The following is a 10,647-nucleotide window of genomic DNA, read 5'->3' on the forward strand; positions in this document are numbered from 1 at the left end:
CGCCATGTCCGTGCAAGTGATCGCCGACGACGCCGAAGCCCTCGCCGTCGCAGCCGCCCTGGCCGCCGAGTTCCGCGTCGGCGCCTCCAGCCGGGACGCCGAACGCAGGCTGCCCCGTGCTGAGTTGGACAAGCTCTCCGCCTCCGGGCTGCTCGCCGTCACCGTGCCCGCCGAACACGGCGGAGCGGACGTCGGCGCGCTGACCCTCGCCGAGATCTTCAGGCTGCTCGCCACAGCCGACGCGAGCCTGGCCCAGATCCCGCAGAGCCACTTCGCCTACGTCAATGTGATTCGACGTCAAGGTAACGCAGAGCAACAGAAGTTCTTCTTCGCCGAGCTGCTCGCCGGCCGTCGCCTGGGAAACGCCCAGTCGGAGGCGGGCACCAAGCACGTCCAGGACATCCGCACCCGGCTTCAGCCCCGGCCGGACGGCTCGTACGTCCTGAACGGCGTCAAGCACTACTGCACCGGCGCCCTGTTCGCCGACTGGATCCCGGTGCTCGCCAGAGCCGAGGACGACAACCTGCACGTCGCGTACGTGCCGCGTGACGCCCCCGGCCTCACAGTGATCGACGACTGGGACGGCCTGGGTCAGCGGACGACCGCCAGCGGAACCGTCCGCCTGGAAGCCGTCCCCGTACCCGCCGACCGGGTCCTGCCCCACCACCTCACCTTTGAGGGACCGCAACTCCACGGTTCCGTGGCGCAGTTGCTGCACGCCGCCATCGACACCGGGATCGCCTGCGGCGCACTGGCAGAGGCCGCGGAGTTCGTACGGACCAAGAGCCGTCCGTGGTTCGAGAGCGGTGCCGAGACGGCGGCCGAGGACCCGTTGCTGATCCAGCAGTTCGGTGAACTCGCCCTCCGGGTGCGAGCATCCGAAGCGCTGCTGCGCGAGGCCGCACGTGCCGTCGACGCGGCGCGAGCCGACCTCACCGACGACTCGGCCACCGAAGCGTCCATCGCGGTGGCCGCTGCCAAGGTGCAGGCAGCAAGCGCCGCCGTGGACGTGGCGAGCGCGCTCTTCGAAGTGGCCGGTACCCGATCGGCGCTCAACTCGCTCAATCTGCACAGGCATTGGCGCGACGCCCGTACCCACACCCTGCACGACCCTGCCCGCTGGAAGATCCAGCACATCGGGAGACACGTACTCAACGGCGCCCGGCCGCCCCGCCACGGCCTGCTCTGAAGGACATCGACGACGTCCCGCTCCCCACATCCTTGATCGGAGACCCCGTGTCCCTCACCTTCCACTGGTTCCTGCCCACCAACGGTGACAGCCGCCACGTCGTCGGCGGCGGCCACGGCACCCCGGCCACCGCCTGCGGACGGGACCGGCCACCGACGGTCGCCTATCTGAGCCAGATCGCTCGCGCCGCTGAGGATCTCGGCTTCGTCGGCGCGCTCACCCCCACCGGAGCCTGGTGCGAGGACGCCTGGCTGACCACCGCCATGGTCAGCCAGAACACCGAACGCCTGAAGTTCCTGGTCGCCTTCCGCCCCGGCTTCGTCTCGCCGACGCTCGCCGCCCAGATGGCCGCCACCTTCCAGCGGCAGAGCGGCGGACGGCTCCTGCTCAACGTCGTCACAGGCGGCGAGAGCCACGAACAGCGGGCGTACGGGGACTTCCTCGACAAGGACGCCCGGTACCGTCGTACCGGTGAATTTCTGCGGATCGTTCGGGAGCTGTGGGAGGGCAAGACCGTCGACCTGGCCGGGGAGCACCTTAGGGTAGAGGATGCAAAGCTGGCCCGCGTGCCCGATCCGGTACCGGAGGTGTACTTCGGCGGCTCCTCCCCCATCGCCGGCGAGGTCGCCGCCAAGTACATCGACGTCTACCTCACCTGGGGCGAACCGCCCGCGCAGGTCATGAACAAGATCGCCTGGATTCGCGGGCTCGCGGCGAAGGAAGGGCGGACGCCGCGCTTCGGTATCCGGCTCCATGTCATCACACGCGATACCTCCGAGCAGGCTTGGGCAGAAGCGGACCGTCTTCTGGCAGGCTTCGACACGGAGACCGTGCGGTCGGTACAGGCCGGGCTCACGCGCAGCGAGTCCGAAGGGCAGCGGCGGATGCTCGCCCTGCACGGCGGAAGCCGGGACGCTCTGGAGATCCACCCCAATCTATGGGCCGGCATCGGTCTGGTGCGCGGTGGTGCGGGAACCGCGCTGGTCGGCAGTCATGACGAGGTCGCCGAGCGGATCAAGGAGTACGCCGCACTGGGAATAGAGGAGTTCGTGCTGTCCGGGTATCCGCATCTGGAGGAGGCGTACTGGTTCGGGGAGGGAGTGTTGCCACGGCTCGCCGCACAGGGCCTGTGGCGGCATCCGGCAGGGAACCAGGAAGTGGCTTCGGCTCAAGTGCCGTTCGCGAGCTGACTCCGCACCCCGCCAGGCGTGGTCACGTCCACGGACGTGGTGTACGGCGGGCACCGTCCCCCGGCAAGGGGCACCGACGAAACGGCGCTTTCTTAGGGGGCGTCGCAACACGTGGTCGGTTGATCAGGCCGCGAGCAGTTTGTGCAGGCGCTCGGCTGGGGTTTCCCCAGCCGAGCGTTTTGCGTGGGCGGCCGTCATTCCTTGCCGCGCAGGCGGGCGATCTGCTGCCGGGAGAGCTCGACGGTGCGCTGCATGTGCCGGTACAGCAGGGCACGCTCGTCCTCGGTGTAGTCGGCGAACATCGCCTGCCATCCCTCGCCCAGCTCGGACCACAGTTCCATGAGATCCCGCATCGCCTCCGGGACGGGCTCCACCCGGACCCGGCGGCGGTCGGTCTTGTCGCGGTGCCGGACCACGTAGCCGGCCTTCTCGAGACGGTCGACGAGCCGGGTCGCCGATCCGCTGGTCAGGCCGGTGAGTTCGGCGATCCGGCTGGTGGTGAACGGGCCGGGCTCGGCGGTCAACAGATTGAGGCACTGGACATCGGTGGGGTGCAGCTTGAGATGGTCCGCGACCGCCTGGTTGAACATGACGTACGAGGCCAGGTAGCGGCGGGACTCCTGCTGGAGATCGTCGATCAGCATGCACACCCTCACTGAATATTATCTGCGTGACGCAGTAACTGTGTCGTACGGTAACCGCATGAAGAAGGAATTCTACCGGCCCGTGGTGGCCGTCGCCGGAGCGACCGGCGCCCAAGGCGGCGCGGCCGCCCGCTCCCTGCTCGATCAGGGCTTCCAGGTCCGCGCCCTGACCCGCACTCCCGACTCGACCGCCGCCCAGGCGCTGAGGGCCCTCGGCGCCGAGGTGCACGCGGCCGACTTCGACGACAGCAAGTCGCTGGAGGCCGCCCTGAAGGGCGCGGACGGATTGTTCGCTATGTCCACACCGTTCGGCTCCGACCCGGGGACCGAAGTCCGGCAGGGCATCGACCTGCCGGAGGCCGCCCGTGGTGTCGGGCACATCGTGTTCACCTCGGCCGCGCACGCCGACCGCGGCACGGGCATCCCGCACTTCGACAGCAAGTACCGCATCGAGCGGCACCTGCGCGGGCTGGGTGTGCCGTGGACGATCCTCGGTCCGGCCGCGTTCATGGACAACTACACGGTCGAGTGGTCGCTCAGGGGTCTGCGCGAAGGCCGGTTCGTGCTGCCGATGCCGGCCGACCGGCCGCTGACGCTGATTCCCGCCCGGGACATCGGCGCCTTCGCGGCCCATGTTCTTGCGCGGCCGCAGGAGTTCGCGGGCCGGCGCATCGACATCGCCTCCGACAGGCTGACCTGCTTGGAGATCGCGGAAGCCCTGACCCGCGCGTGCGGCCGGCCGATCGTCTTCGAGCGGCTGCCGCTCGCCCACGTCGAGGCGTTCTCGGCCGATCTCGCCGCGATGTTCCGCTACTTCACCGAGGTCGGCCTCGAGGTGGACGTGGACGCGCTGCGACGCGACTTTCCGGAAATCGGCTGGCAGCGCTTCGATACCTGGGCGGCCGAGCGCACATGGCCGGCCAGCTGATTCCACGCGGTCAGCACATAGCCGGACTCAGGCTGCGAGCAGTTTGTGCAAGCGCTCGGCCGGGGTTTCCCAGCCGAGCGCTTTGCGTGGGCGGCCGTTGAGTTCGGCGGCGACAGCGGCCAGGTGCTCACGGGTGTGGACGGACAGGTCGGTGCTCTTGGGAAAGTACTGCCGCAGCAGACCATTCGTGTTCTCGTTCGAGCCGCGCTGCCAGGGGCTGGCCGGATCACAGAAGTACACCGGGATGTCGGTGGCGATCGTGAACTCGCGGTGACGGCCCATATCGCTGCCCTGGTCCCAGGTGAGCGAGCGTTTCAGGTGGGACGGCAGCGTCTGCAGGGCCTCTACCAGCGCGTCACGGACCAACTCGGTGCCCCGGCCATTGGGCAGGTACAGGAGCATCACGTAGCGGGTGGCACGCTCAACGAGGGTGCCGATGGCGGAGGCGCCGTCCTCTCATTCGTGTCCCGGGCAAGTATCAGTCGGTGACGATGTCCTCCGGCGAGGACCGCGCGAGTTCGACGAGCGTGCCGAGCGCCCGAGACAGGACGTCCGGCTGCGGCGAGGCGAGCCCCAGGCGGATGGCGTTGGGGGCGTGGTTGCCGCCGATGGTGAACGCGGCGGCGGGCACCACCCCGATGCCATGTCGGGCGGCGGCAGCGACGAACGTGTCCGCGCGCCACGGACGGGGCAACTGCCACCAACAGTGGTAGGAGCGCGGATCACTCTGCACGGCGAAACCGGCGAGGTGCCGGGCGGCGATCCCCTGCCGTGCCGTAGCTTCCAGTTGCTTGGCGGCCACCAGCTTCTTCACTGTGCCGTCCTGCTGCCAGCGGTGGGCGGCCTCCAGGGCGAAGCGCATGGGGGTCCAGCCGCCCGACCGCAGGGAGCCGGCGATCTCACCGGTCAGGGCCGCGGGCGCCACCGCGAATCCGAGAGTCAAACCGGGAGCGATGCGCTTGGACAGGCTGTCGATGAGGACGGTCCGCTCGGGGGCGTAGGAGGCGAGCGGCGGCAGTTCGTCGCGCAGGAACGCCCAGATGGCGTCCTCCACCGCGGGGAGTCCGAGTCGTAGCAGGGTCTCGGCCAGTTGCTCGACGCGCTGCTCGGGCATCGTGAGCGAGAGCGGGTTGTGCAGCCTCGGCTGCACGTAGACGGCATGCAGCGGGGACGCGGCGTGCGCTTCCGCCACGGCCTGCGGGATCAGTCCGGAGTCGTCCATGGCCAGCGGGACAAGGGTGATGCCGAGCCTGGCGGCCACGGCCTTGATGACGGGGTACGTCAGCTCCTCGACACCGAGACGACCGCCGGGGGGCACCAGTGCGGTAATGACGGCCGCTATGGCCTGCCGTCCATTGCCCGCGAACAGGATCCGCGCGGGGTCGGGGCGCCAGCCGCCACAGGCGAGGGTGTCGGCAGCGGACTCCTGGACGGCCGGAAGGCCGTACGTGCCGACCGGACGCAGAGCGTACCCGAGGGTGTCAGGGCGCAGCAGCGCGCCGAGCCCTTCGGAGAGGAGCGCGCTCTGCTCGGGTACAGCCGGGTAGTTGAGCTCCAGGTCGATCCGTCCGACCGCCGGTTCCGTGAGCACGGGGGCGGAGACACCGGCCCTCGCGGACACCGCGCGCACGAACGTGCCGCGTCCCACCTCACCCACTGTCAGGCCACGACGGGCCAGTTCCTGGTACACGCGCGTGGCCGTGGAGTTGGCAATTCCATGCTGCCGCGCGAACTCGCGCTGTGGGGGAAGGCGGTCACCCGGCCGGAGGGAGGCGGACCTGATCTCCTCGGCCACCGCGTCGGCAACGCTCTGATAGTCCTTCACGACACGCGCTCCCCTCGTCCGTCCGGCTGCCCCATCCAACCACAATATTGCACTCAGTGCAATAGGACAGATTGCATCGATTCATTACTCTGCAATACGCTCCCACCATTGCCCCGAGGTCAGGAAGGGAGTCCTGAACTCATGAACACGACGACGCGAAACCGGTCGCCGATCGGCCGAGCTCCCGCATCTCTGCCCGACTGCCGCCAGTGTGGCTTCAGATCCCACCTGATCAGGTCAGATGCGGTCGCCGACGCACTGAGGGTGTACACGGCGGGATGGCAGCGACTGCTGCGGACCCCGGGGCTCGACAGACGACGCACAGGCGTCCCCGTCTGGTCGCTCCTGGAGTGCGGTTGCCACATCCGGGACATGTGCCTGCTGTTCCACATTCGACTCGATGCAATCCTGGGAAAATCAACGATTACACCGAGATCTGTAGCCGAAACGGAGACCAGGACCTCAGCGGATTGCCCCGATACCGTCCCGCACTACCGGGACGAGGAACCGCAACACGTGGCGGAGGAGCTGGGGCGAGCCGCCGAAGCCCTGGCCCACCGCCTGGCCATGCTCACCACCGACGACTGGAACCGCGACGATCCACGCCTGGCCGACCCGCGGCTCACCGTCGACTTCTTCACCCGCCACCTCCTGCACGACATCGCCCACGACCTCGCCGGGGCCGTGCACGACGACAGCGCCCACGAGGCGCGCGAAGAACGCGGTGCAACGCACCCACGAATGAGAGGTTTTCATGGTTGAACTGAGCGGGATCCTCGGTGTGACGGTGGTGGCACTCGGCATGGTGCTCACCCCCGGACCGAACATGATCTATCTCGTCTCACACAGCATCACCCAGGGCAAGCGCGCCGGGATGATCTCCCTCGGCGGTGTGGCACTGGGCTTCATGGTGTACCTCGTCGCTACGAACGTGGGTCTGTCGGTCGTCTTCCTCACCATGCCCGAGCTTTACGTCGCGGTGAAACTGGCCGGCGCCGCCTACCTCGCCTATTTGGCCTGGAACGCCCTGAAACCAGGCGGTATCTCCGTCTTCGATCCGCAGGACGTGCCGCACGACTCGCCGCGCAGGCTGTTCACCATGGGGCTGATGACAAATCTTCTCAACCCGAAAATCGCCATCATGTACCTCTCCCTCATCCCCCAGTTCATCGACCTGGACAAGGGCCACGTACTCCTCCAAGGCCTCATTCTCGGCTCCATTCAGATTGTGGTCAGCGTCGCGGTCAACCTGACCATCGTGCTCGCCGCCGGCACGATCGCCGTCTTCCTCTCCCGCCGCCCCTTCTGGCTGAAGGTGCAGCGCTACATGATGGGCACCGTACTCGGCGCCCTCGCCATCTCCCTGGCCATCGACACATCGGGCCCGGCCAACCCCAGCTGACGGAACGGCAGAACAGCCGGATGGCCGGTCGCGTAAAACCGCGACCGGCCATCCGGCGTTGTCCCGCCCTGTTTCGGCTGCTAAACACCACCAGTGGTCAGGTGTTCCGCGTGTTCCTGGAGCGAGCAGCCGCCCACGTCGCAGTAGTGGAGTGCGTCGCTGCCCTGGACGGCGGCGGCGAGCGCCTGGACCGTCGTCAGGCACGGGACCGACCGCGCCACGGCCGCCGTGCGGATCTCGTAGCCGTCGAGGCGGTCCCCGGTGCCGTACGGGGTGTTGACGATGAGGTCGACCTCGCCGTCGTGGACGAGCTGCACGATGGTCCGCTCGCCGTTCGGGCCGATACCCCCGACTGCTTGCGGATCACCGTCGCGTTGATGCCGTTGCGCTTGAGGACCTCGGCCGTGCCGGACGTGGCCAGCAGCTCGAAGCCGTGGGCGACCAGCTCGCGCGCCGGGAAGATCATCGACCGCTTGTCGCGGTTGGCCACGGAGATGAACGCGCGGCCCTTGGCGGGCAGCGGCCCGTACGCCCCGGCCTGCGACTTGGCGTACGCGGTGCCGAAGACGGAGTCGATGCCCATGACCTCGCCGGTCGAGCGCATCTCCGGGCCGAGCACGGTGTCCACACCACGCCCCTGGATGTCACGGAACCGCGACCACGGCATGACCGCCTCCTTCACGGAGATCGGCGCGTCGAACGGCAGCTCGCCGCCGTCGCCGCGAGCCGGCAGCAGCCCCTCGGCGCGCAGCTCGGCGACGGTCGCGCGCAGCGAGATCCGGGCGGCGGCCTTGGCCAGCGGCACCGCGGTCGCCTTCGAGGTGAAGGGAACCGTGCGGGGCGCGCGCGGGTTGGCTTCGAGGACGTACGGGATGTCCCCGGCCATCGCGAACTGGATGGACCTTCTCGATGAACTGCGGATCCTTGGACAGCTTGAAGGTGTCCACCAAGTGCGGCTTGAGGCCGAAGGTCCGCCAGATCCGCGAGACGGTGGACTGGCTCAATCCGCTGGCCGCGGCCATGTCCCGCGTCGACCAGTACGTGGCGTTCTTCGGCGTGGTCTCCAGGGTCCGCACGACCACCTCCTCCACCTTCTCGTCGCTCACCGTGCGCGGCGGACCGGGCCGCGGCTCGTCGGACAGGCCCTGGAGCCGGTCGGCCGCGAACCGCTTGCGCCACTTGGCCACCGTCACCGGATGGACCCCGAGCTCCGCCCCCACCGCGGTGTTCGATCCGCCATCAGCACACGCGAGCACGATCCGGCACCGCAACGCCGGAGCCTGCGAGGACGTTGCCCGCCGTGACCAGCGCAGCAGCGTCTCCCGCTCCTCATCCGCCAGAACCACCTCGACCGTCGGCCGACCCAAACGCGCCATGAGCCCAGCCTTCTATAGCGAAATGAAGACTCAGGACACTGGCTAGGACGTGGACCACTTCTGGTTATCGCCGCCGGAGCAGGACCACAACTGGAGCCGGGTGCCGTTCGCCGTGCCGTTGTCCCGTACGTCTGCGCACTTGTCGGCGAGCTCGCTGACCAGGTCGTTCCGGTGGTTCAGCGTGAACTCCTGGGCCGGACTCCCGTTGCAGGCCCCGAGTTCGAGGTCCGCCCCGTCGGCGGTCGAACCGCCCGCCGGCTGCACGCACATGCCGAGCGTACGCATGGTGCCGCCGGTGAACGTCCAGTGCTGCGACGCGGTCTGACCGCAGTCCCAGATCATCAGCTTCGCGCCCTTTGCCGCCTTGCCGCCCACCACGTCGATGCAGCGCTGCGAGGCGTGGCTGTACACGCGCACCCCGGGCCCCGGGCCCCGGGCGGCCGGCTTGGTCCCGGTCGTGCTCTGCGCCGAGGCGGTGGCGTGTGCGCCGGGGGACGCGGAGACCTCGCTCGACGCACTGCCGCCGGGCGAGGCGGACGTGGGCTTCTCGGAACCGCGGGAGACCTTGCCGACGGCGGTGCCGGAGGTCTGCGCGGGATCCGGCACGACGCCGAGCCCGTCGATGACGTCCGTGTCGTGGCGGCCGGAGTCGCCGGACACCGAGACCCCGTCACGTCCGGCGTCGTCGTGGCCGTCAAGCAGGTTCAGGGTCAGCAGGGCACCGCCCGCCGACAGCAGCCCCACGATGCCCACGACGGCGAGCGCACCGCGAAATCCCTCCCGCCGGTATCTGTCGGCACCGCGCCGGGCGGCCGGCCGCAGTGGCACGACCACGTCCGGGGCCGCCTCCCGGCCCGTGCCCCCGTCCCGGGCGAAGGCGTCGCCCGGCCTGTCCTCGGCAGGGCCGGCCGCCGTGGGCGTCGCTCCCGCAGCGCGGCCCGCACCGGCTCGTGAGCCGAGCGAGGAGAACTGGGCGAGCCGGGGCACCGGGGCTGCTTTCCCGGCCGCTCCGGGCGTACGGTCACCGTCGGCCGGCTCCGTGCCGTCGGCCGAAGCGCCGTCCTGGACCGGTCGGGATCCGGCCCCGACCGGTCTGGAGGTGCCCGGGACTCTTCTGGGGAGATTCTCCCCGGGGCCGGGCGTAAGCGGAGGTTTCATGGGTTCCTTTCCGGCGTAGCCGGGGCGGACGGTGCTGTGGGAGGGGCGGCCGACCGGCCTCCTGGCCGGTTGGCCCCTGTCACGCGGGCGGCGGGCCGGGACGGTCCCCCGTACGCGCCCGCCGCGTGCGACATGACTCATACCGGTCCGCGGGCGAAGACTCAAACCGGCGCATCGACTGCACGGCCGACGGCACGGACCGACCGGCCCGAACCACTGCTGGACGGCGAGCGTCCGGTGGTGAGCTGATCCTAGCCGTCCACGGTGATCGCCGCGGGGCGGGAACTCCGGCCCTTTGTGATCGTCGCCGAGGAAGCCTCGAGCCGGTCGGCGTTGCCGCAGGCGGTCAGCCTGCGCCGGCCACCCGGGATCCAACCCGCCGCCCTCCCCTTTCCGCCTCCCTGCACCGCACAAAAGGGCACAGTTCAGCGGCCCAACGTGCTTTTTTTCCGCTGCACTTCGAGTGTCCTTCCGTTGACGGGGCGTATTTTGACGGTGTTTGACGTGCCAACAGCCTGAGTAGGCGACCCGGCAGTCGGTCAGGTGACCGTCACACCCTGCTGTGCCGCTGCGGTGGGCGCGGGGCGGGGATTACGAAAGAACGGGGACCACGCCCGGTGAGGTCGACGGTGACGTTCAGGTACAAGACCAACCCGATGTCGCAGCCGAGCGGGAGGCGTTGACCGGTGGGTGATCTGCGTGTGTCGAGGGAGCTCAACGGTCTGCTGATCGCTTTGGTCGGTGACGGTCTGCCGCAGGCGTCGGAGACGGGTGCGTTGCTGTCGTCCGAGCGGTTGCGGGACTTCGGGCGGCGGATCACCGGGCTCGAGGACGCCATCACCTACTCGGTACGGCATGTCGGCGACTCCCTGCCCGGTGACGCCGGCCGGTCGTACGTGACGTCGATGTCGGTACTGACCGGGGCCGACGGCGGC

9 protein-coding genes and 3 pseudogenes are annotated in these 10,647 nt (G+C 69.2%); 6 read left to right on the forward strand and 6 right to left on the reverse strand.

Translation table 11 applies throughout. The features are described from left to right. Positions 1 to 4 precede the first annotated feature (4 nt). Positions 5 to 1,189: an SfnB family sulfur acquisition oxidoreductase gene (locus tag ABZX30_RS29690; RefSeq protein WP_355938784.1), complete on the forward strand. Its 1,185-nt coding sequence runs from the start codon at positions 5 to 7 to the stop codon at positions 1,187 to 1,189. 47 nt (positions 1,190 to 1,236) lie between these two features. After that, on the forward strand, positions 1,237 to 2,379 hold the full coding sequence (locus tag ABZX30_RS29695) for an LLM class flavin-dependent oxidoreductase (protein WP_355938786.1): 1,143 nt from the start codon (positions 1,237 to 1,239) through the stop codon (positions 2,377 to 2,379). A 194-nt stretch (positions 2,380 to 2,573) separates the two neighbouring features. Here ABZX30_RS29695 and ABZX30_RS29700 read toward each other — a convergent pair whose 3' ends face one another. Further along, on the reverse strand, positions 2,574 to 3,023 hold the full coding sequence (locus ABZX30_RS29700) for a MarR family transcriptional regulator (RefSeq protein ID WP_355938788.1): 450 nt from the start codon (positions 3,021 to 3,023) through the stop codon (positions 2,574 to 2,576). A gap of 58 nt (positions 3,024 to 3,081) precedes the next feature. Between ABZX30_RS29700 and ABZX30_RS29705 the strand changes: the two genes are divergently transcribed. Beyond that, positions 3,082 to 3,951 carry an NmrA/HSCARG family protein gene (locus ABZX30_RS29705; protein ID WP_355938790.1) on the forward strand — a complete coding sequence of 290 codons (870 nt, stop codon included), beginning with the start codon at positions 3,082 to 3,084 and terminating at the stop codon, positions 3,949 to 3,951. Between the two features lie 27 nt (positions 3,952 to 3,978). Here ABZX30_RS29705 and ABZX30_RS29710 read toward each other — a convergent pair. Further along, positions 3,979 to 4,395, reverse strand: a pseudogene (locus tag ABZX30_RS29710) (IS30 family transposase); the annotation flags it as partial. A 34-nt stretch (positions 4,396 to 4,429) separates the two neighbouring features. Next, on the reverse strand, positions 4,430 to 5,776 hold the full coding sequence (locus ABZX30_RS29715; RefSeq protein ID WP_355938792.1) for a PLP-dependent aminotransferase family protein: 1,347 nt from the start codon (positions 5,774 to 5,776) through the stop codon (positions 4,430 to 4,432). 516 nt (positions 5,777 to 6,292) lie between these two features. On the opposite strand from ABZX30_RS29715, the gene ABZX30_RS29720 reads away from it, so the two are divergent. Both ABZX30_RS29720 and ABZX30_RS29725 read left to right on the forward strand, forming a co-directional pair. After that, the gene (locus ABZX30_RS29720) at positions 6,293 to 6,538 is read left to right on the forward strand and encodes a hypothetical protein (protein WP_355938794.1); all 246 of its coding nucleotides are present in this window, start codon (positions 6,293 to 6,295) and stop codon (positions 6,536 to 6,538) included. Beyond that, positions 6,531 to 7,178: a LysE family translocator gene (locus ABZX30_RS29725; RefSeq protein ID WP_355938796.1), complete on the forward strand. Its 648-nt coding sequence runs from the start codon at positions 6,531 to 6,533 to the stop codon at positions 7,176 to 7,178. Before ABZX30_RS29720 ends, ABZX30_RS29725 begins: the two co-directional genes overlap by 8 nt. Positions 7,179 to 7,258: 80 nt before the next feature. Here ABZX30_RS29725 and carB read toward each other — a convergent pair. The 3 genes and pseudogenes from carB to ABZX30_RS29740 form a co-directional block, all read right to left on the reverse strand. Next, positions 7,259 to 8,079 (reverse strand): annotated as a pseudogene (carB, locus tag ABZX30_RS29730) (carbamoyl phosphate synthase large subunit); the annotation flags it as partial. A gap of 46 nt (positions 8,080 to 8,125) precedes the next feature. Continuing rightward, positions 8,126 to 8,554 (reverse strand): annotated as a pseudogene (locus ABZX30_RS29735) (helix-turn-helix domain-containing protein); the annotation flags it as partial. 42 nt (positions 8,555 to 8,596) lie between these two features. Continuing rightward, positions 8,597 to 9,541 carry an RICIN domain-containing protein gene (locus ABZX30_RS29740; RefSeq protein ID WP_355938798.1) on the reverse strand — a complete coding sequence of 315 codons (945 nt, stop codon included), beginning with the start codon at positions 9,539 to 9,541 and terminating at the stop codon, positions 8,597 to 8,599. Between the two features lie 857 nt (positions 9,542 to 10,398). Here ABZX30_RS29740 and ABZX30_RS29745 point away from each other — a divergent pair. Beyond that, positions 10,399 to 10,647 (forward strand): hypothetical protein (locus tag ABZX30_RS29745; RefSeq protein WP_355938800.1); only part of this gene is annotated, 249 nt, incomplete at its 3' end.

The sequence above is a fragment of the Streptomyces sp. NPDC004542 genome, from assembly GCF_040610035.1.
In the GTDB taxonomy this organism is placed as follows: domain Bacteria; phylum Actinomycetota; class Actinomycetes; order Streptomycetales; family Streptomycetaceae; genus Streptomyces.

What these genes read in the sequence shown, in the direction of transcription:
- ABZX30_RS29690 (WP_355938784.1), top strand. Translation starts at nt 5, where the DNA reads ATGTCCGTGCAAGTGATCGCCGACGACGCCGAAGCCCTCGCCGTCGCA.
- ABZX30_RS29700 (WP_355938788.1), bottom strand. Translation starts at nt 3,023, where the DNA reads ATGCTGATCGACGATCTCCAGCAGGAGTCCCGCCGCTACCTGGCCTCG.
- ABZX30_RS29705 (WP_355938790.1), top strand. Translation starts at nt 3,082, where the DNA reads ATGAAGAAGGAATTCTACCGGCCCGTGGTGGCCGTCGCCGGAGCGACC.
- ABZX30_RS29725 (WP_355938796.1), top strand. Translation starts at nt 6,531, where the DNA reads ATGGTTGAACTGAGCGGGATCCTCGGTGTGACGGTGGTGGCACTCGGC.